The sequence below is a fragment of the Psychrobacter sp. NPDC078631 genome (genome assembly GCF_050268165.1).
In the GTDB taxonomy this organism is placed as follows: Bacteria; Pseudomonadota; Gammaproteobacteria; order Pseudomonadales; family Moraxellaceae; genus Psychrobacter.
Window position 1 is genome coordinate 1164885 of the sequence record NZ_JBNNGG010000001.1, and the last position, 22640, is coordinate 1187524.

18 protein-coding genes are annotated in these 22640 nt (G+C 42.7%); 9 read left to right on the top strand and 9 right to left on the bottom strand.

Features of this window, described 5'->3' with window-relative positions; all coding sequences use genetic code 11:
* Positions 1 to 355 precede the first annotated feature (355 nt).
* From fhuB to ACQKCP_RS04620, 3 genes are all read right to left on the bottom strand, one after another.
* Positions 356 to 2512: a Fe(3+)-hydroxamate ABC transporter permease FhuB gene (gene fhuB, locus ACQKCP_RS04610; protein ID WP_427611460.1), complete on the bottom strand. Its 2157-nt coding sequence runs from the start codon at positions 2510 to 2512 to the stop codon at positions 356 to 358.
* Positions 2509 to 3420, bottom strand: a complete 912-nt coding sequence (locus ACQKCP_RS04615) for an ABC transporter substrate-binding protein (RefSeq protein WP_427611461.1) — start codon at positions 3418 to 3420, stop codon at positions 2509 to 2511. The genes fhuB and ACQKCP_RS04615 overlap by 4 nt, the downstream gene beginning before the upstream one ends.
* Before the next feature lie 113 nt (positions 3421 to 3533).
* Entirely contained in the window at positions 3534 to 4298 is a 765-nt protein-coding gene (locus ACQKCP_RS04620) for an ABC transporter ATP-binding protein (RefSeq protein WP_101205244.1), read from the bottom strand.
* A 193-nt stretch (positions 4299 to 4491) separates the two neighbouring features.
* On the opposite strand from ACQKCP_RS04620, the gene ACQKCP_RS04625 reads away from it, so the two are divergent.
* Entirely contained in the window at positions 4492 to 5772 is a 1281-nt protein-coding gene (locus ACQKCP_RS04625) for an SIP domain-containing protein (protein WP_427611462.1), read from the top strand.
* Between the two features lie 279 nt (positions 5773 to 6051).
* Positions 6052 to 6969, top strand: coding sequence for a haloalkane dehalogenase (locus ACQKCP_RS04630; protein WP_427611463.1), 918 nt, complete (start codon positions 6052 to 6054; stop codon positions 6967 to 6969).
* Between the two features lie 126 nt (positions 6970 to 7095).
* Here ACQKCP_RS04630 and ACQKCP_RS04635 read toward each other — a convergent pair whose 3' ends face one another.
* Both ACQKCP_RS04635 and ACQKCP_RS04640 read right to left on the bottom strand, forming a co-directional pair.
* Positions 7096 to 7680, bottom strand: coding sequence for a TetR/AcrR family transcriptional regulator (locus ACQKCP_RS04635; protein WP_427611464.1), 585 nt, complete (start codon positions 7678 to 7680; stop codon positions 7096 to 7098).
* A 122-nt stretch (positions 7681 to 7802) separates the two neighbouring features.
* Positions 7803 to 8483 (bottom strand): glutathione S-transferase family protein, encoded by a 681-nt coding sequence (locus tag ACQKCP_RS04640; protein WP_427611465.1) that lies wholly within the window; start codon positions 8481 to 8483, stop codon positions 7803 to 7805.
* Between the two features lie 287 nt (positions 8484 to 8770).
* Between ACQKCP_RS04640 and ACQKCP_RS04645 the strand changes: the two genes are divergently transcribed.
* The 7 genes from ACQKCP_RS04645 (at position 8771) to ACQKCP_RS04675 (ending at position 14996) form a co-directional block, all read left to right on the top strand.
* A complete protein-coding gene (locus ACQKCP_RS04645; RefSeq protein WP_427611466.1) occupies positions 8771 to 9061 on the top strand; it encodes a putative quinol monooxygenase in 291 nt (96 codons plus the stop codon).
* Between the two features lie 392 nt (positions 9062 to 9453).
* A complete protein-coding gene (locus ACQKCP_RS04650; protein ID WP_101205249.1) occupies positions 9454 to 10008 on the top strand; it encodes a carboxymuconolactone decarboxylase family protein in 555 nt (184 codons plus the stop codon).
* Between the two features lie 110 nt (positions 10009 to 10118).
* A complete protein-coding gene (locus ACQKCP_RS04655) occupies positions 10119 to 10772 on the top strand; it encodes a DsbA family oxidoreductase (protein ID WP_427611467.1) in 654 nt (217 codons plus the stop codon).
* A 70-nt stretch (positions 10773 to 10842) separates the two neighbouring features.
* Positions 10843 to 11730, top strand: coding sequence for a glutathione-dependent disulfide-bond oxidoreductase (gene yghU / locus ACQKCP_RS04660; RefSeq protein ID WP_427611468.1), 888 nt, complete (start codon positions 10843 to 10845; stop codon positions 11728 to 11730).
* A 359-nt stretch (positions 11731 to 12089) separates the two neighbouring features.
* Positions 12090 to 12632, top strand: coding sequence for a peroxiredoxin-like family protein (locus ACQKCP_RS04665; RefSeq protein ID WP_101205252.1), 543 nt, complete (start codon positions 12090 to 12092; stop codon positions 12630 to 12632).
* 519 nt (positions 12633 to 13151) lie between these two features.
* Entirely contained in the window at positions 13152 to 14174 is a 1023-nt protein-coding gene (locus ACQKCP_RS04670; protein WP_427611469.1) for an acyltransferase, read from the top strand.
* 87 nt (positions 14175 to 14261) lie between these two features.
* Positions 14262 to 14996 carry a hypothetical protein gene (locus ACQKCP_RS04675; protein WP_427611470.1) on the top strand — a complete coding sequence of 245 codons (735 nt, stop codon included), beginning with the start codon at positions 14262 to 14264 and terminating at the stop codon, positions 14994 to 14996.
* A 117-nt stretch (positions 14997 to 15113) separates the two neighbouring features.
* Here ACQKCP_RS04675 and ACQKCP_RS04680 read toward each other — a convergent pair whose 3' ends face one another.
* From ACQKCP_RS04680 to ACQKCP_RS04695, 4 genes are all read right to left on the bottom strand, one after another.
* Positions 15114 to 16283 (bottom strand): HlyD family efflux transporter periplasmic adaptor subunit, encoded by a 1170-nt coding sequence (locus ACQKCP_RS04680; RefSeq protein WP_057760587.1) that lies wholly within the window; start codon positions 16281 to 16283, stop codon positions 15114 to 15116.
* Positions 16284 to 16285: 2 nt separating this feature from the next.
* On the bottom strand, positions 16286 to 18610 hold the full coding sequence (locus tag ACQKCP_RS04685) for a type I secretion system permease/ATPase (RefSeq protein WP_427611471.1): 2325 nt from the start codon (positions 18608 to 18610) through the stop codon (positions 16286 to 16288).
* Between the two features lie 74 nt (positions 18611 to 18684).
* The gene (locus ACQKCP_RS04690) at positions 18685 to 20223 is read right to left on the bottom strand and encodes a TolC family protein (RefSeq protein WP_427611472.1); all 1539 of its coding nucleotides are present in this window, start codon (positions 20221 to 20223) and stop codon (positions 18685 to 18687) included.
* 484 nt (positions 20224 to 20707) lie between these two features.
* On the bottom strand, positions 20708 to 22640 hold a 1933-nt coding region (locus tag ACQKCP_RS04695), incomplete at its 5' end, for a beta strand repeat-containing protein (RefSeq protein WP_427611473.1).

Sequence of the window (22640 nt, forward strand, 5' to 3'; positions counted from 1 at the left end):
ATTGTCAGTCGTCTTGAATAAACATTCAAAAGTAAGTGTTGACGCTTACTTCTTAAAATAACGCTCATTTATATTGAATGATAATGTAAATGATAATCATTATTATTAATGAGCCATAGTATCTACTACCAATAACTGACTGTCAACCCAGTTTGCGAATTTTCTGTTGATAAAAATGACAAAGATAGCAGCTAGCGTGAATCTAAGAACGACGAATCAAGAGCGAGTAATTAGGAACAATGCAGACTACTACCAACTGTCGACTAATTAATGACACACAGCTACCCCATACAGATAGTTCTAAACTATTTGTGTTCACTTTTATCGTTAGTTAAGAACTATCTAAAGACAGCAACTACCTACTTGCTGAGGCTGGCACCTTACGAATGAGCCATAAAAAATATCCACCACCAATAATGGCCGCAATCGTGCCCGCAGGCAGCTCATAAGGAAAAATAACATAACGGCCAATCCAATCTGCTATCACCATCACCCCTGCCCCTAAAAGTGCAGCTAATGGCAATTGCCGTTCAAGCTTTACGGCGCCTAGCGAAGTAGCCAAATGTGGCACCATCAAACCAATAAAGCTCAACGGGCCAACGGCAAGCGTACTGGCCGTGCTAAGCGCTGCTACTAGTGCCAGTAGTGACAAGGTAACGGGCGTAACTGCCACACCTAGATTACGTGCCACACCTGTGCCTAAACCAAGGACACGCAAGGGTTTTATCAGCAGTAGACTAAGTACAAATAAGATAGCGGCAATACCAATGAGATACCATACCGTACTGGGCTGAGCGCTATAAGTTGTCCCTGATAGCCAGCTGAGCATCGCTTCTAGACGCGGGTCTCCCGAGAGCTTGACCATATGCATCACCCCATCCATCATGGCGGCAATGCCTATGCCTACTAACAATAAATAACCTGAGCTCACCCTGCGCGCCAGCCAAATAATCAATAGCAGCACGGCCATCGCTCCTGACAGTCCTGAAACCAGCAACGTTCCTGCTCCCGCGGACAGCCCTAAACTTGGTAATAATAAAAACCCTAAAATCACCCCGAGTGCTGCGCCTGAACTGACCCCCAACACCTCAGGACTGGCCATAGGGTTACGCGTTAAAGTTTGCAGTAGTACACCGGCGACTGCCAGCATCAAGCCTGTCGCTGCAGCACTCAAACTGCGAGGCAAGCGGTACTGCTGCGTGAGCGCCCAGTCCGTACTGAGCCCCCAACCATTGATGTCTTGTACAAATAAACAAGCCAACATGATGATAGCGAGCACACCAACGCCCCATCGCCAAAAGGCAATGGATGTATGTTTACCCGCAAGCATCGGTGTCACTGTCTCTATCCGCTCGCGACGCTGACGCAAAATCAGCCAAATAATCAGCGGTGCACCCAAAATACCTGTCATGGCACCAGCTGGAATCTGCATATCGAGTATTGGCTCAAGCAGTAACGCGACATTGCTGGTCAACAATAACAGCAGCGCCCCCAACCCAAAAGCAGTAGCCAAACGCTTACCAATAGCAGAAATACCCAGCGCATTGACCAAACTTGCCGCACCAAGACCAATAAAACCAATTAAGCCAACTTCACTGATCACTAAAGCGGTCACAACGGCTACCAACAATACAACAAGTGCGCGAATCCCATTAATAGGTACACCCAGACGTTTTGCTTGGGTGTCATCTAGACTCATCAGCGTTAATGGTTTTAGTAATGGCAGACATACGACCGCTATCAAAATAGCAGTAATGACTAGCGCTATACTGGTATGCCAGCTGTTTTGTGCCAAAAACCCAGCCGCCCATGACAGCATGCCATTACTACGCTCAGCAAAAAACAACACCAGCACATTAGCCACTGCGGCTAGCAAAATATTGACCACCAAACCGGCCAATATCAAAATCAATGGATTAAATCGGCTGGGTGCTGATAAGGCAAAGACCAGACCCATACTAATGATAGCCCCCACAAAGGCCACATAAAGTCCGCCATAAATAGCTAAGCTTGGCAAAAATAACGTGACTATAAGCATGGCTAACTGTGCACCCACGCCCACACCTAGCGTCGTATCTGATGCTAGTGGGTTTTTTACCAATTGCTGCAGTAAAATACTGACCACGCCTAATAGCCCGCCAGCCAACAACGCCACCACGCTGGTCGCCACAATATGTAGCTGTATCGCCATACTGGCAATATCTAATTGCGAGCTTGGTATAAGCAAATCACTGACTGGGCGCGTCCACTGTTGGTCTAACAACGCCCAACTACTCCATAACGACAATGCCGCTAATCCGATGAGCATGGTCCATAGTCGCCAAGACAAATTGGCAAATAAAGAAGTCTGGGGATTGGGTTGATTAGGTGGCGGGGACGATTGTTTCAATGATGATTTTGACACTGTTGTTTCAGAAGCTGCTGTCATCGTATGAGCACTGTCGTTATGAGAACTGTCGGCGTGGTTATTGATATTATTGTTTTTGTTGTTAGTATCTACATTGGCGCTCATAGTACTTCCCCGCCTTTTAATGAAACGTCTGACAAGTTATTTGCTAAGCTAACCAATGATGACATCCCACCATAAATCCATACTGGTGGTAGCTCACCCACACAGCGGGTATTGCCATAACCTAGACGCTGCCAAATCAAGCTATCATCAATTTCAGCTCTAGTGATTGGGCTCAGCGGTTCGATAATTAATAGACAAGTCTCATCATCTAATTGCGCCAAATCTCCCATTCGTATCGGCACAAACCCCCACTGATTGCCCTTGCCCAATACCACAAGCTCTCTATTCATCTGCTCTAACGCAGGCTGAAATAAACTATTTGCCACATACATACGCATGTTATTGGCATCCGCAAACTGTACCACTGCGAATTTCTTGGCTTTTGGATAGCGCTGCTGGAATTGCTGACTGGCTAGCTGTATGTCTTTCTGACTTTGTACAATATAGTCTTCAGCCATCTTCGGGTTATCGATCAGTACGCCAAGCTCCCGCGTCGGTTCCGTATAGTCAGCCCACGTTGCCGTCTCTCCCTTGGCAGCAAACATCACAGATTCTGCAGGCACATCGCCGTATAAGTTACGTGCATGCTCATAAAAATAATTATCTATGACCATATCGACAGGCAATTGGGCGATTAGCTCAGCATTGGGCTGATAGCGGATGCCTAAGTCTGTGATCGATGTTGGTAGTTTGGGGCTACCCACCCATCTATCCCAAACCCTGACATCACCTGTCGCAATTGGTGCATGCCCCATCGCTGTTAAAGTCGCTGCATTACCCCAGTCAGGAGACACGATATTCATCCTATCGCTATCACTGTCTTTTGCTTCTGAGGTAGTGGATGTCTGACTATTACAGGCCGTCAATACCAAGCACAATACGAGCGCAAACCATTTTAGTATTGTCATTACTGATACTGACGTAACTAGTGGAATTTTCGATAATTTATCTGTATAAAAAACGGGAGGCATAGAAGCGTATCTTTGTAGGCGAATTAAAAAGAAGGAGCAGAAACCAGACGTTAAGCGACTGCGACAGGCTGTCCAGTAATAGGATGACTGAGCAGCTGCATATCGACATTAAAGATATCGTGTAGCACGGTAGGTTGCATGGTACTGGCGATATCGCCGTTATGACATATTTGGCCATTTTTCAGCGCGATGACTCGATCGGCATATTGCGCTGCCAAATTAATATCATGAATAATAATTACCACGCTTAAGCCTTGCTCATCCACCAAACGACGAATGAGCTGAATGACCTCGATTTGATAATGCATATCAAGCGCAGCAAGTGGCTCATCGAGCAACAAGTAACGGGTATCCTGTGCCAGACACATTGCGAGCCAAGCACGAGCGCGCTCACCACCAGATAGCGTGGCAGTGATGCGATCAGCAAACGCTTCGGTTTGAGTTACTTTTAATGCTTGCGCGACTTTGTCTTTATCTATTTGAGTTGGCTTTTGCAGCCATTTTTGATGTGGATAGCGCCCTAGCATGACCAGCTCACGCACCGTGAATCCAGCAGCTTCTGGCAATTGCTGCGGCAGATATGCCATTTGCCGCGCTAATTCCTTACTGCCATAGTCATTGATACTGTGCTCATCTAAAGTGACATTGCCGCTACTACTTGCCATCTCACCCGCTAGCGCTTTGATCAAGGTCGACTTGCCAGACCCATTATGCCCAACCAAAGCCACCAGTTGATTGGTATCAATCTCACAAGTCACGTTGTCTAATAGAGTATTTCCTTGACGGCTGATAGTCAGCTGGTTTGCACGTAGCATATAAGCACTCATTGTTGATAAAAATAATATGTCATAAAAATGATGGTTTATCGGCCATCGGTTATAGACCGATTTTTGATGATCAAACCACAATAAAAATTGATTTTACTCGTAAATGATAACAAAAACAATTATCATTAACTATAAACTCATTCACTTTAATTTCAACGCTCTGTTGATTGCGAGTATTTATATGACCAACCTTCTTTTAGCTTCTACAGAAAACACTGATAACCAAAACAGCCAATACACTTCCCTAAACGATCCTGAAATAGCAGGTGTGGTCGCTCATATTAATGAGGAGCACCTCGACGAACTGCTTGGATTTTTGAGTGCATTTACCTCATTATCTACCGCCGAATTGGATCTGGTCGATGCGCAAATAATTGATATTTATGCTGAAGGTATTGCTATACAGACTTGTCCAAAAGGCTCAGAGAATAAACCAACTGACGCTCAAAACGACTCGCTTCATGACCAGACTTTCTTTATTGCTTTTGCTGCACCTATCTCCCAGCTTGATGACTTGCAAGTCCAATATATCTTGCTAAAACAAAGAGCAGATAAAAAGCTAGGCAAAAAAACAATCAAACTGACCAAGCAAGTATTTGAGGTGCAAAACAGTTATAGAGTTAGCAAAAATATGCTGCGCCTTGAATTGAGCATGCCGTCATTAAATAATGATACGCCATTAAATAATACCGCTCAGTTAAGTAATACTAAGGGCGCAACAAGCTCGACGTCAGTACCTACCAACGAAGCGGGTTACGCGTACTTGTTTGATTTAGAGCACAATGCAATGACCAACGCATTGATGACTGACAGCACTGATGGCAATAAAGCTGATGAAAGTGCAAAGGAAAACGTACACCCTGCACGTCCTCACTGCTATTACACTTTGAGAAAAGCATGGCAAGCCGATGATGAGATACGAGCATGGGTCGATGTTTTTTTGCATGGGGATACGCCGGGCGGCAACTGGGCAGCAGCACTGCAAGCAGGCGAGACCGTTGTCACAAAACGAGAGTTTCCAGAAAAGGTAGAGCACTTACGAGACGGTCAAGCGGTACTGATTGTCGATGAGACCTCGATGCCAACGGCAGCACGACTGCTGGAGCTATGGAACAATCCTACGCCACCATTGGTCATTTGTGTGACGCAAGATGCAGGCGATCAAAGTTATTTTGACACGGTAAAAATGCGCAGTGGCCTTGATTGCGATACTAAAAATAATGGTAATAACCACTTTACCATATTGCCTATAGTGACCAATCAGGTTAACTCAGGGGCAGAGTTAGCCACGCTAATTGACAGTAAATTGGGCGATTATTTGACTGACAACCCTCTACAGATTTATAAAGTTTGGGGAGCACTAGAAGCGAATACTGCCAAAGCATTGCGCCCATTGCTAAAGAACCGACTTGAGCTAAGTCGTACCGATGTCGTAGTAAAAGTCTACTGGCGTCACGATTAGATTAGCCTTATAAAATGAAACTCAAAATCTATCCTATATCAAAACTTATCCTATATATAGTGGATGCTACTGACGCATCCATTATTAATGTTTGCAGCAACGAATGCATGTAGGGTATAGTTTTCATTTTGAACGTTTAATCAATATAAACTATAGGCAGATAGCCTTATCGCTAGGATTACCAGTGATAGTCGAGTAGCACCCAGAGACTCACTTCTAATAGACTGTCTAACACCTGTGCCAGAATGCACTGTTATTTTTCTAACCCAAGGATGATATATGAAAAAACTTAGGACGCCTGATTCGTGTTTTGCCAGTTTGCAAGATTACGATTTTGAACCGAACTATCTGATGGTCGATGATACAGAAGGTGGCGAGCTACGCGTACACTACCTTGATGAAGGTCCAAGCGACGCCGACCCTATCTTGTTATTACATGGTGAGCCTTCTTGGTCTTATCTGTATCGTAAAGTCATTCCAATACTAACAGCAGCAGGACACCGCGTTATCGCGCCAGACCTTCCTGGTTTTGGACGTTCAGACAAACCTGCATCACGTACTGACTACACTTATCAGCGCCATGTCGATTGGATGCAATCGGTGCTTGATCAATTAGATTTAAAAAATATCACACTGTTTTGTCAAGATTGGGGCGGTTTAATCGGTCTACGTTTAGTAGCAGCGCATCCTGATAAATTCGATCGCGTCGCAGCAGGCAACACGATGCTACCGACTGGGGATCACGATCCGGGCGAAGGCTTTCGCAAGTGGCAGAAGTTCTCTCAAGAGACGCCGCAATTTAATGTAGCAGGCACCATTAAAAGCGGTACCACAACGACGTTATCACAAGCCGTACTGGATGCTTACGATGCACCCTTCCCTGATGAGTCTTATAAAGAAGGCGCCAGACAGTTTCCTATCCTAGTGCCCACGACACCAGATGATCCTGCTTCAGGAAACAACCGAGCAGCTTGGGTCGTGCTAAGCAAATGGACCAAGCCATTCATTACATTGTTTAGTGATTCCGACCCCGTAACTGGTGGCGGCGATCGCATCATGCAAAAGCTAATTCCGGGTACCAAAGGTCAAAATCATACGACTATCACTAATGGCGGTCATTTCCTGCAAGAAGACCAAGGCGAAACATTAGCTGAGCTTCTATTGAAGTTCATCAATAACAATCCAAAAGCACAGTAATAGATAACAAAAACCCTGATTGCTAATGTACTAGCAATCAGGGTTTTTAGTAATACTATGATGATTGGTCAACGACAAAAGGCGCGAGCTGTCATAACTAAAAAATCTGCTTTTTATACAACCTTGCTATACGATATTTTTAAAAATATCATCGATATATCTCTCTACTGCATCATTGTCGTTAGTGACTTGTGCATACGTCCTGAGACCTATAATTTGAATTTGGAAATAACGCGCCAGCTCAACGGGATCTTTTTCTGCGCTAATTTCACCGCTATCAATGGCTTGTCCAAAGAGCACGGCAAATGATGCCTCTATACCTTCTAAGATATTCGTTGCATGTGCGAGTAGATCTGGACTATCGTTTTGAGTAAGCTCAGCGACTGTCTTGACGATCATGCACATACCGCTAGGCGCAGTAGCACTATTACAGACAATCACCGTATGGATAAAATGTTTTAAGCCATCCAGCACTGTGTCTTTTTGCTCAATACAGTCGGCCAATCTCTTGGCACCATCTGCAGCATAGCGATTCAGTGACTCTGTAAATAGTTTATCTTTACTACCAAAAGCTGCGTAAATACTACCTGGGTGCATATTCACCACATCTTGCAAATTGCGCATTGATGTCGCGTGATAGCCTTTTTCCCAATAGAGATTTTTTGCTTTTTCGATCACATCCTCACGATTGAACTTTATCGGAGCACTCATAATTTTCACCTTAATATCTTTGCCTTAAAATCTATTTTAAGGCAAAGTTTGTAGAATCAACCTTAGTTACTGGTTTTAATCACTTTTTATATTATAAGACTTATTAAGTCTCTTTGCTTCGATTAACTGTTTTTATCAAAGTTTTGCGGATAAAGCGCACGTGCAGCAACGTCATCAAACTCAGTTTTGAAATCAATACCTTTAGGAATATCACGGGCTTTTTGTACCGCTGGACGAGCATTAATGCTATCAAACCAGCGCTTTAGATTTGGATAATTATCTAAGCCGCCTTCGCCTAGCACAACTGTCGCCTTATCAATCCAGCCCCAAGTAGAAATATCAGCGATTGAGTAGCTATCACCAACCATATATTCACGGCCTTCTAGGTGTGTATCTAGCACTTCATAATGACGCTCGGCCTCACGAAGATAGCGGTTAATGGCATATGGGATTTTCTCTGGCGCTTTATGTCTAAAGTGAACAGACTGACCAGAAAAAGGGCCTAATCCAGATGCTACAAACATTAGCCACGACAGCATCTCGCTACGATATTCTGGTTGTCCTGCCAGCTTGCCTGTTTTTTCAGAAAGATACATCAAGATAGCTGTAGAATCAAACACGCGTTTGCCATCATCTTCCAGCGCAGGTGTTTTGCCGTTTGGGTTAATAGCACGGTACTCAGGTGTATGCTGCTCACCTTTTAGTGTATCTACTGCAACAAGCTCATAAGGCAGCCCAGTTTCTTCAAGAAACAATGCTACTTTCATTGGGTTTGGCGTTTGATGAAAATAAAATTTAAGCATAACTTTATCCTATTATATGAAGACAGTCGTCTGATAACTATCAAATCTAGTGACTATACTAATGACTGTAAAAGCTGTAATGAGATAACAAAAATAGACGTCGAAATTTGAAGCACATTTTTATTGTCTGATATACACTATAACCACAAATGAACGGTCGTTCAAGTAATGTTATATATTGATATAATAAACACAGTATCGATATAACTCTGTTCGCATATAGACTCCTTTACCAACAGCCATCCTCAAAACCCATCTAACCATCACACCAATTCAAAGGATTAGAAATGACTACATTAACCGTCATTGCCCATATAACAGCAAAGGACGATAGCATCGCTCTCGTAAAGGCTGAACTCGAAAGACTCATACCAGCTACTCGCAGCGAAGAAGGCTGTATTCGTTATGATTTGTTCCAAGATAATGAAAAACCCACTCACTTTATGTTTCATGAAAGCTGGGCCACCCGCGAGCTATGGCAAACCCATATGGAAAGCCAACACCTAAAAAATTTCTCCACCGCAATAGAAGGCGCGGTTGAATCATTCGTGCTACATGAGATGACAGAAGTTGATTAATCTCGATTCATTCAATCATTTCAATCAGCTTTGTCCGTAATACTAGGGAAAATAATGTTATTAACGCTGGCAATCGCTTTTTTACCATTATTTTTTCTTACTACTTACACAGTGTTACCTTATTAAGGTACTGATATTAATAGAATAATATGAATAACGCAGAGGAATGTAATTGAGCCATTACAATTTACTTGAACGATTACTCAAATAATTATTGAGCGATTGCTCAATATCATTTATAGTAGTCTCTATTGACTCGCTTACTAAGCAAAGTTGCTAATTTTGAGTAACTACTCAAGCCAATAATTAAATGTAAATCAGCGACTGCTTTTAAGCGAGCATGAAAACTCTAAAACACACTAAATCTCAAACCTATTATTAGGAATTATGTTATGACCGAATTTACTCTACACGATAAAGACACAGCCCCAGCAGAAAGCAAAGACTTACTTGATTCTTCTATCAAAGCATTTGGCATGGTACCTAACCTACACGCCGTGATGGCTGAAGCGCCTGGCTTGCTAGAAGGCTACCAACAGCTACATCAACTGTTTTTAGACAGCAGCTTTGATGATGAAGAAACCACTGTGGTATGGCAGACTATCAACGTTGAGCATGCTTGCCATTACTGTGTACCTGCGCATACTGGTATCGCTAAAAGCATGAAAGTAGATGACGCTATCACTGATGCATTACGTGATGAAACGCCACTACCAACTGAAAAATTGGAAGCATTGCGTACCTTCACACTATCTGTAGTCCGTAATCGTGGTAACGTTGATGACAGCGCGGTTCAAGCATTTTTAGATGCTGGCTACACTAAACGTCAGATTCTTGAAGTTATTCTTGGTGCTGCTCAAAAAGTCATGAGCAACTACACGAATCACCTAGCTAACACACCAGTCGACAAACCATTCCAGAAATTTGAATGGCACAAAGCTGACTAATACGTTTTTCGGCTAACGCTGACACAGTCCATTTGATGTTTTCATACTGTTGTTCGAAACATCTTCGGGCAGCAGTTTTTCATTTTAATTTATCGCTAATGAGAGATCCTATGGAACAGGCAAAAAAACCCTTACAAATAGACATTGTGTCAGACGTTGTATGCCCTTGGTGCGCTATCGGCTATAGTCAACTGGCCGAGGCATTAAAACAAACCAACACGCCGCACGAGATTCATTGGCACCCATTTGAGTTAAATCCTAATACGCCACACGAAGGACGAAACTATCGTGAGCATATTATGGAGAAGTACGGTACAACTGCTGAGGACATCAAAGAGAGCCGAGCTAGAATGACAGCAGCAGGTGCAGAAGCTGGATTTAATTTTCAGTTTACCGACGAGTTTCGTACCTACAATACTTTTAATGCGCATCAGTTACTGCATTGGGCTGATCAGCAAGGACGTATGCACGACCTAAAACAAGCATTGTTCGTTGCACATTTCGTTGATAATAAAAACGTGGCTGACAGTACCGTACTGGCAGATGTCGCGGCAGATATTGGACTAGATCGTAATGAAGCACTCGCCGTTATCGCAGATCAACGCTTTGCCAATATGATACGTGAAGCCGTACAGCATTCAAAGCAGCAAGGTGTTCAAAGCGTACCATCGGTTATCTTTAATGGTCGTCATCTGGTGAGCGGCGCACAAGGTATAGAAAACTACAAAAGCATCTTGAAGCAACTAGCAGACATGCCAGAATAAAAACAATAAACTGGATCTGATTTACCAATTACACCCTACTGAACACAGTATATAAAAAGGTATCATCATTATGTCAAACACTAATCATTACGAGCCACCTAGCGTCTGGACATGGGATGCAGAAAGCGGTGGCAAGTGGGCAAGCGTCAACCGCCCTATCGCTGGTCCAACGCATGAAGCAGAACTACCTCGCGGCAAACATCCGTTGCAGATCTACTCAATGGGCACCCCTAACGGTCAAAAAGTCACCATTATGGTTGAAGAGTTATTGGCATTAGGTGTAACAGAAGCTGAGTACGACGCGCACCTGATTCAAATTGGTGAAGGCGGACAGTTCTCATCAGGTTTCGTTGCGCTAAATCCAAACTCAAAAATTCCTGTGCTTTTGGATACAGAGACTGGTAGCCGTGTGTTTGAGAGTGGCGCTATTTTATTTTATCTTGCCGAAAAATTCGGAAAACTACTGCCTAAAGATGCATCAGCACGTACTGAAGTGATGAATTGGCTCTTTTGGTTACAAGGCTCTGCTCCTTACTTGGGTGGCGGTTTTGGACATTTCTACTTTTATGCACCAGAAAAGTTTGAGTACCCTATCAATCGATTCACGATGGAAGTAAAACGCCAACTAGATGTACTAGAACGAGAGCTTGCAGAAAATCGCTATTTAGGTGGCGATGAGTATACGATTGCAGATATCGCCACTTGGCCTTGGTATGGCAATCTAATACTAGGTGAAGCATACAATGCAGGAGAATTCCTACAAGTTGAGAGCTATCCAAATGTGCGTCGCTGGGCAACTGAGATTTTAGAGCGTCCTGCTGTGCAACGTGGTCGCAAGGTAAACCGCACTTGGGGTGAACCTGCTGAGCAATTACACGAACGTCATGATGCCTCAGATTTTGAGCTAAAAACTCAAGATAAAGTAGATGCTCAGACAACCGAAGAAGCGAAAAAATAGACGCTTTGTCTATGACTTACTGGGGCGTGTCCTCATTTTAAAAATGGTGATAAAAATGAGATAAATTGCCGTCAAACGAGGAAAATAGTGCAGATAATATCGAGATATTGACCAACTATTTGACGATGTTTGGCAAAATTTAGCTGTTTTTAGCCCATTTAGAGAACACTCGTTTGAATTGAGGACACGCCCTAGCTTACTTAAGTAGTCTTATTAATCGATTTTAAAGGTAATGTTAACTTTTCCTATTACTACCTGGGACTACTGTAAACATCCCATACTTTTGCATTTAAGACTGCTAATGTAAGGCTGTTAAATACCAACCAACCATAAAAATACTATTAAAAAGGATAAGAACTATGTCAACAGATTATGCTCAAAAAATTCAAGCCGGTACTACGTTTCCTGAAATGGAAGTACAAGTCTTAAACGGTGAAATGACTTCATTAGGCAAACCCGAAAACGGTCATGACTGGAAACTGGTCGTTGTATACCGTGGTAAGCACTGCCCAATCTGCACAAAGTATCTAAATACCTTAGAGACAGTAAAACAGTCTTTCTATGACGTCGGTGTCGATATCATCGCAGTATCTGCAGACAGCAAAGAGCAGTTAGAAGGTCATCTAGATCAAATAGATGTTAGCTTCCCTATGGCTTATGGTCTGACTATCGAGCAGATGAACACGCTAGGTCTATACATCTCTGACCCACGTTCAGAAAAAGAAACTGACCATCCTTTCGCTGAGCCTGCTGTGTTCGTTATCAATGCTGAAGGAAAAGTACATATTGTTGATATCTCAAACGCACCGTTCTCTAGACCAGATCTTGAAGCCTTGGCAAACGGTTTGGCTTTTGTTAGAAATCCAGAAAACAACTACCCTATCCGTGGTATGCACGGCTAATTGATATAGTAGATATAGAGTGTTGATTCACTCGATTATTTAGCTGACCTATATCTAACAGGTTAAACTATATGGGGCGTATCGAGATAATTCTTGATACGCTTTTTTTTGTTTATTGATAACTTAACTGCTATCAAAACATTTAACTTCATTAATACTTGCTCAGTACTAATGTGTGAGTAGTACTGTTAATCTATAAAAAGAGGTTCTAGACAAAACTCATAGACTAGCCAGCCTATAAGGGCTATATTTGAGCTCGAAATATCAGCTACAAACACTGTCTTTTTTAAGTAATCTATATTTCCTTTTTTATCGGTTTATTTTTATAGATAAAACAGACTGTTTTTATGGTTTGATTTGTCTTTCGTTTCGGCTAAATCTTGATACGATTTTACGTTCTGATTTATCAATGCTGTTTATTATTTGTTGTTAACACTCGTACACTGAGATTGATTTCTGCTAAAATCATGCAGCAACATTATCAATATCTCATCATAGGTATGAGTAAAAGGATTCGATATGCGATTGAAATCAATCGTTCAAAAACTACATGAACGCGCTCCAAAATTGGGCAAAGCTGCCTCACTGACGACAGCAACCAGCGTTATCACTTTTAATAGTATGCTAGCTGGCCTGCCTGTCTGGGTAATGGGTGCTACCAAGGCCATCACAGGTGCTGCCATCGCTGACAAAGCCGTTATCGACGTGACGAACTATTGGATCAATAGCAACAATGCATTGATCGATAACGTATTACCGCGCAAAGACTGGCGCATTAACTTACCTGATGATGTGCATACCAACGGTAAGTATCTACTGGTGAGCAATCATCAGTCATGGGTTGATACCAGTATCGTGCAATATATCAGCGAAAAACGTTTACCATTGACGCGCTTTTTTACCAAGTTTGAGCTCATATATATCCCCGTCATTGGTCAAGCTTTCTACTTTCTCGACTTTCCTATGATGCGTCGACATTCCAAAGAAGCCATCGCTAAAAACCCTGCTTTAAAGGGTAAGGATATCGAAGAAGCGAAACGAGCGTGTGCATTGCTCAAGGACAAGCCCTTTACGCTATTGAACTATCTAGAAGGAACTCGCTTCACTCCTAGTAAACATGATAAACAAGAATCCCCTTATACGCATTTACTTAAGCCACGTGCTGGCGGGTTATCACTGGCTATGAGTGCATTAGGGGAAGAGATCGATGGGATTTTGGACATGACGATCGTCTACCCTGACGGTGTACCCACTTATAGCGATCTATGGAAAGGCAACATCAAACGTTTAGGCGTCGATGTGCGACATATTAAGATACCTAAAGACCTATTTACGGCAATCAAGAACGGCGGTTACGAAACAGATGAAGCGATAAAAGCACAGATGTTTGATTGGGTAGAGCAAATATGGCATCAAAAGGATCAGCTAATCACAGAAATGTTGGCTGAATTTGAGAACAGTGAATTTGAGAACAGTGAATTTGAGAACAATGACTCTGGAAATAAAGAATCTGAAATTAAAGATAATACTGAACAGGCTTAGCCTATTCTCTCTACCAACAATCCCAATTACTTGATAACCTCAAGGTGTGTCGCACGTGTACTAATATGATAAAGGTAAAGCCATATAATGATGAAGTTCCGCGAAAAATGGTTTTGGGCGTTGTGCCTTGCAGTATTAGTACATGTTGGGGTTTTCTTTATTTTCTATCTCAACACTCATCAGACGGATTCAGTAGAAGTAGCTGAGAGTCAAATGAAAACAGCTGAACCTACTGTTATCAACAATGTAAATCTACCTGAAAAGGTCTATACCACTAGTGTCACCAGCACTAAGACATCTGATGACACTAACGACAATGTAGAAGACACGGTCAATAAAAAATCTGAGATTGGTAATGAGCCTGAACTATCTCAGATAACAAGTAGTGATGAGCAAACAGCCAACGTGGAAAGCAGAAAAGCACCCCCTTCTTCAGCTGCCAATAACGTCGATGATAAACCCAAAAAACCAGCTTCTACATCGATAGAATCACTGCAAGCAAACGAAACTCCTCCGCAAAATGAAAAAATTCCAAATGTCCAAACAGATAGCAATACCCAATCTATAGTTGCGAACACTGATGATAAATTAGAAGAAATTAGAAACAATGCAAGCTTATTGGATATAGACGTTCCTGCTCAAAAAAGTAACGTCAAAATAGATAAAGACTATCTTTCAGCAAAATCTGAAGTGGAAGCGATAAACGATCAATTGAGTTCGGCTATCAACGAAGTCAAAAAACGTAATCAACAGAAAATTGACGAGCAACAACAGTTAAGAAATGAGGCGAATAGCCAAAGACTTCCTGAAAGTTCCAATTAAGACTATAAGATTTATAAGCAGTAGCACAATTAGACCGAATACCTCTATACATAAAAAAACCCCAGCGATTAACTGGGGTTTTTATTATCTTATCAATAAATACTCAATATTAAGCTGTTAGCGCTCACCCAAACCTTCTGATAAGGTTTTGGTAATTGGCTTAGTTAAATAAGACAATACCGTACGCTCCATTGCTTTAATATCAACAGAAGCTGTCATACCAGGTTTAATGACAATCTCATCACCGCGCCCCTTAAACTCAGCACCATTAATCACAATTAATACACGGTAGTAAGGCTCTTCGCCTTTAGGTGTTTGCTCCATTAGCGTGTCTGGACTTATATAATTGACCGTCCCTTTCATGGCTCCAAAGATAGAATAATCATAAGCATCGAGCTTAACCGTCGCTTCTTGACCTTCTTTGACATAAGCAATATCAGCAGGACTGACCTTGGCATCTATAACCAAGTCACTACTGGTCGGCAAAATCTGCATGATGACCTCGCCCGGCTTGACGACACCGCCAATAGTGGTCACATTGATGTTTTTAATTTTACCTTCTGTGGGCGCCATTAAGCGCTTCTCTTCAAGTACTTGTGCCCGATCTCGCAATTGCTCAAGCTCTGTATCTAACTCTTCTTGAGCCTTTGTCATTTCAGCCTGTGCTTCTTCAAAGTACTTATTACGCTTGTTATTAATCTGCGCTTCGATATCAGCCACTTGACGACTGAGCTTGATGACATCAGCTTGGCTCACATCGCCATACTTTAATAAAGGCTCATTCATGCGCAATTCTTGACGCGCCAGCACCAGCATTTTTTCAAGGGAAGAGACTTCCTCGTTGATAGCTTGACGACGTCTATTGTATAGCGCCCTTTGGTTTTGCACGTACTCAGGATAGTCCTGTACCCCTTTAGGAAATACCAACGGTTTTTCAAAAATCTCAGCATTTAGTCTTGCTAGCTTAGCAGTCAATGCAGCTGTTTTAGAAGCAGAATTATCAACAGCTGCTTTAGCTCGCTCTTCTTCCAACACTACCAATAACTGACCTGCCTTAACCTCTTCACCTTCTGTGACAGCCAACTGAGTCAATACGCCGCCTTCTGACGCTTGGATTTCTTGCGTTCGAGCACTGGCAATTACCGTTGCTTGCGCACGGGTCACTTGGTCAATCTTGGCAAATGAGGCCCAGACAATTAAAGTGACGATCCCGATTAATGCTATCCAAATACTCAACCTTGAACGATTAACTTGGGGTTTAGTGGGTGTGTACTTATACTCTGACATGCCTACTTCCCTTGATCGTCTGTTGAATGTTTAGCACTGATGGGTTTTACGCTGATGTTTCTTACTCTAGAGGTAGCAGGCTTATTTTCGTCGGCACCTTCTTTTGACGGTTGGTTGGTTTTATCAACGATTCTATCTTTTTGCTGTACGGTGGTTTTATTTTTTGCTTGATCGTTTTTTCTGAGCTCATCAAGTACAGCTTGTTTTGGACCATCAATAATAATACGTTGGTTATCCATAATAATTAGCCGATCTACCAAGTCTAGCAATGCTGTCTTGTGGGTAGACACAATAAACGTTTGCCCTTGCGTCAACTCCTGACGTAGCACTTGTAGACAGCGCTGCTCTTGTCGATTATCCATAGAAGCTGTAGGCTCGTCTAACAAGAACACATCAGGTTTGGTCAATAATAAACGGGTAAATGCCACCAGTTGCTTTTGTCCACCTGATAGGCCTTTACCGCCTTCACTGATCGGTAGGTCAAGACCACTTGAATGACTGGATACTAAGTTGATTAGCCCTGTCCTGTTTAAAGTCTCTTGAAGAACGTCGTCATTGGGCGCTGCCATACCGATTAATAGGTTCTCACGCAGCGTTCCTTGGAACAATCGATGGTCTTGTTGCAGATAACCCAAGCGCTCACTAAGTGTCTCACGACTGATTTGATGTATATCAAGTCCGTCTAACAACACTCGTCCTTCCGTTGGTGCATACAGTCCTGCTAGCACCTTAAGCAAGGTAGATTTACCTGAACCAATAGGCCCAAGTATCGCTATACGCTCTCCTGGTTTAATCGATAGTTGCGGAACCGTAATGGCTGGTCGATCGTTGCCTTGGTAATTGAACGACAATCCATCGCACTGATACGCGCCTTTTATGTGCGTAGGCGATAATGGATATGCAACGCCTTGGTTGTCTTGCTCCAGTGCAAACAGACTCTCAATATTCATTTTGGCGGCTTTGGCATGAGCGTACTGCACTAATAGGTTGGGTATTGCCATAACAGGCGCTAACACTCTACCACCAAGTATCGAGCAGGCAATCAGTCCACCCATTGTCATGTCACCTTGCATGACGACAAACGACCCGACTATCACGATACCAACGTAGCTTACTTGCTGTAGCATCTGCGTAAAATACGTCAAGTTATCATTGGCATGCTTCATATCCAAGTCGTTTTTGATGGTGACATCCATCACGTCCAGCCAACGCGAGAGAAACTTCCAGCTGCCTGCCCCCGCCTTTATTGTCTCGACGCCTTCCACAGCTTCTACCAACAGACCTGTCTTATAATAAGAGGCAGTCGCGCCCTCTGAAGCAATAGCATCAATGCGTTTGCGCGCAATTAGTCCCATCGTAATTGCGATGACCGCCGCTATCACTGGCACAACAGCGACTAAAGGCGAGCCAATAAAAGCTATTAAGCTGATAAAAATAATGGTCATGGGCAAATCGACTAAACCAAAAAGCGTGCTCGCCGTAAAAAAGCTACGTACTTGCTCATAACCACGTAGCTGTGCTGCCATAGAGCCAACTGACCCCGGCATTTGGTCGATACGTACTTTAAGTAGACGTTGGAACACTTCTCGAGATAAATACTGGTCTAGACCGACGACGACCTTATCCATGATTCTTGAGCGCGAAAACTTCATAAACGCTTCAAACATGATCACTAAGAAGACGCCACTGGCTAAAATAATCAGCGTGTATTCACTACGCGTTGGTATGACACGGTCATACACTTGCATAGAAAATAGAGAAACGGCCAATGCCAACATGTTGATCAGAAAAGTGGCGATAACGGCTTCAGCTAAAATGCCTTTATAATTACCCAAATCAGACTTTAATAGATCAGAAAATGAGGCCTTTCGCTGCTTAATATGATCTTCTTTCAAACGAATACGCATGACCAAAGTCAATTCTTCGGCACGCGTATGTACCTGCTGGTTCGCTTGCCTAAAGTTCCAGCTTTTTTGCGGCGTTTGGCTGTCAATCACGCCCCAACCTAAATCCGTTCGATACGCTAGTAAGGGCAAAAAAGCGGCATCAGGCTGCTCTAATATTTCTGGTGTATCGGTTATACCAATGCCTTGTAATACTGCAATGACACCGCCTAACTCATGAATGCTTTGACCTTGTCTGTCCGACTGCTCACTATGACGTTTGACGACATCATGGAGCCGTATATTATCTACTGGATAGCCTTGCTGTCCGAGTAAATGCTTAATCGCATCAGTCAACGTTTCGGTCAGATCGACCTGCTCTGAGTGTTGCAGCTCATGGCGGTCAACAGACTGAGACGGTGTCTTTTGTAATTGTGCACTCATATTAATCGCTTATTTAATATTTTAGATGGTTGCGTATGTAGGATAATTTACGCCTGTTTATATGACTTTTTGATTTAATTATTTGTCATATTCTCTTGATCAGTTATCGGCGTAATACTGTAGTCATCATTTAACATGAGATACTCACCATTGTTCAAACTTTGCTCTGCCGTCGCGGGCAGCTTGATATCGATATACTCTTCTGCTGCGTTGTTCCCATAACCGAAATGACTACTAGCGTTGTTTTTGTCTTGCTTATTGAGCCATTGCTTAACAGAGTTGGCTGGGCTAAACAAAGTCACTGGGTCACGATTATGAGAAAACTGCTGCCACTGCATGATGCCAAAATCTACTTGTAGTCTATAAAATGCACCCAACATTTCTGCGCGAGTTTGTACCAGCTGGACTTGATAATCGTTATGCTCACGGACAGCATTTAGTACTTCTAGCCATGACTTGCGTCCTGCGATAAATTGCCGGCGATAAGAGCTGACTACAATCTGTGCCCCCGCTACAGCAGCGACCAACGAGGTTTCTCGGTCTTTGGCACTGACAAACTGCTGATACTGTACCTGAATGTTCTCTATGACATTACGGCGTGCAGCTTCTTGGTTTTGTACTAGGCTGTTGACCTCTGCCTGTGAAGCTCGTGCTAACGCAAAATTAGAAAATCCAGCACCTGGTGCATAGCTCAATCCTACTGAGAACTTACCATCGTTTTCGTTATCCTCATGATAGTAAGCATGCTCATATTGGGCATAAATGGTTGGATAACGAGCTGCTTGCTGTGCTTCGACACCTTGCTTAGCGGATTCAATCTGGAAGTGTTCTTTGACGACGGTAGGATTATAAAAGCCAGCTCTATCAAACGCCATTCTTTCAAAGTCAACGGATTGCTGCTTGGCTTGATTTACCAATACCTTAAGATTCGGTATGCTCGTGACACTCATCTGAGACAGTGGCTGACCAATGATTTGTTCTAGCCTAGCAGCGGCGATACGTTGCTGCTCAACTGCCGCTTGATAAGATGTTTGCTCTTGCAGGATACGGTTAGTCACCAGATCAAGCTCAATACGAGCTGATACACCTTGACCAACGCGTCGCTGCATCATGGCTTCAAAATCATTCAGCTCTTTTAAATTCTCTACATGGACACTTTGTGTAGCGACGGCTTGGATATAGCTCTGCCAAGCATCAATCGTTGTTTTGGCCACTAGGTTTTGCTGCTCATAAATATACTCTACAGCAGCCTTGTCATCGAATATGGCTTGATTGACATCTGCGGTGAGCTTACCCCCTGTCCATAGGGGCTGGCGAATGGTCACCTCTGAGACAAAATCATTGTCTCTATCGTAACCTGAGCTTACGCTTGGTGTTGGTAAAAGGTTTAATTTGGCTGCATTAATTCCTTCGGTAGTTGCTTCTTGACTCGCTCGAGCCGACCCTACTAAAGGATGCGTTTGAATTGCCTGCGCCACTAGGCTATTGATTTGGAAGTCTGCTACTGCTGCGTGTGAAGTCACTGTAAAACATATACCAGTCGCCAAAGCGGTCATAAAATGGCGCACTGAAATACTACGAAGTAACTGCTTATGATTTGACGAATTTTTCATATTGTTTTTCAGTGATCAGCTCTATGAATGTTTTTTGAATAAATGTTGATCTTTTATGCACTAAACCTTACTAAAACTTACCTTATAAGGCAATAAGATAATAATTTAAATAAAGTCTAATGTACTCTACGGAGTAGAACTGTGCATAACGGAAGTTTATTTAGTCATCGTAAATAGTGTACTACTGAACATAAAATGTCTTGAGTAAATCATAATCTTAAAATATAAGATAAATGATAATAAAACTGCTCATAAGATGCATTTTACAACTTCAAAATAAACAATATGGAATAGCAATTAGTTGAATAAAGTGCATAGCGTATCGTCCAAATTCTGCTGTGACAGAATCTCTCTTTTAGTTGTATACTCTAGAATTTTTTAGGTTAATTATCTATATTTCATATGTATAATTCATTAAATAGATAGTGCAAAAAACGCCTCCATCTTGGAAGCGTTTCTTATGTCAAACTTTGATCAGCCAGTATTAAATAACAGTGATATCCGTATCAATATAAATTTGCTTAGAGGTATCATTCCCTAATTGCCATACATCGTACCCAGTATCAGGGGCAGCTCCGACGTTTGACCAAGTACCACCTACATCACTAAGATCATTGCCATTACTACCCAAATCTACTGTATCATCACTACCCCCTCTTACATAGATAGGATTCGTGGTTCCTGAGTTGATAACATCTGCTGCTTGAACTAGCAGTGTATTGGCACCTGTACCGCTAATATCGAGCGCCTCCGTTTGGAAGATATCAGATAGACTTAGCGTCTGACCTGATCCAGTTAAATTGATAGTATCAAAACCCTCACCACCTATAATATTAACGTTCAAAGCTGAGTCAATATTGATAGTGTTTGCATTATCGTCTAGTCCATCCAACGGCGACTGAAGAACATTATTTGTAATATTAACAACGTCATCGCCACCTGCCATATCAACCGTATAAGCTAGATCGACCCCTAACTCTGCCGTATCACTATCACCAGTGACACTATCGTAAATAGTATACGTGAATGTATCTGATTGACCTGACGATGAATAATCACCATTAGCTGTATAGGTATAGTCACCATCCGCGTCAATCTCTAAGACTCCATATTGACCATTAACAGTGATAATACCAGTGTTGACATCAGCTGAAACACCATTTACCTCAGTCACTTTGGTATTAGGAGTAACGACATCTTCTCCCAACTCACCACTTAAACCTTGATCAGGGTCGATGACATTACCTGTTATCTCAGTATCATCAGCGAAGCTGTATTCGGTGAGTGTGGCGGTCACTTCAGTGGTTTCAAGTAACGATAAAGTGTTGCTTAGAACTTCGGCAGCCACTGCATCTAGCAACAGATCGACTGGAGCATCTGCGGTTATCAAAATTGGCTGAGCTATACTAAGGAACTCGCCAACACCTATGTCTGTGGTTAAATTTAAAGCAAGTGCTAACGTTGCTCTAACAGTACCACCTAGTGGGAAGCCTAAACTATCCCGGACCGCATCTAAAATAGCTGTTTGATTGTCAGGCCCCAAGACCACGCCCGCTTCACCCAGCTCTGCTACTGACAGGTCATTTATGAGGTTTTCTAGTGTGCTGCTATCCTTACTTACCACTACTTTATAATCACCTGGCCCTAAGCCAGATAACGTTGCTGTCAAACCACCGTTATTATTCGTTAAACCTAAAATTTCTAAACCCAAAACATTACCTACCAATGGATTATTGCCATTAGCAGCAACGTAGAGAAGGTTATCATTACTATCATATATCTCCAAACTAATAGCATCTGCTACTTGTACTACTGCACTCTCTGCAACCTCAATATTTACAGTGCCGTTTGTGTTGTCACTCACAGTGAAGTTTAAATTACTGTTCGATCCATTACTTCCTCCTAAAGCCTCTACTATTGTTGTCTCAGTTCGGTTAATAGGCACAGAAATATCGGTTTGCAATTCTAAATCTAGACTATCCAAATCATCTCTCGCATCGATAACAGATGCGTCAATGTCACCAACCGTAGCAGTGACGGTAGTAGGTTCTGAGCTATTACCCGCTTGATCGGTCACGATAGCAGTTACAGTCAATACCTCACCTGCTGCTGGTGCAGGCACTGTGGTGACATAACCCTCGTCGAGCATCGCTTGAGTGACTGTCACTCCAACTCCACCATTGATGCTAATAAGGTCATCGATTGATGTCCCTGCTTCTAGTTCTACGGTTACGGTTACTTGTCCATTATCCGCCAGGTCAAAGCCATTAATGGTGGCATCACCATCACCTATTGTGACGGTTGGGGCATCAGGCGCTGTAATGTCACCAACCGTAGCAGTGACGGTAGTAGGTTCTGAGCTATTACCCGCTTGATCGGTCACGATAGCAGTTACAGTCAATACCTCACCTGCTGCT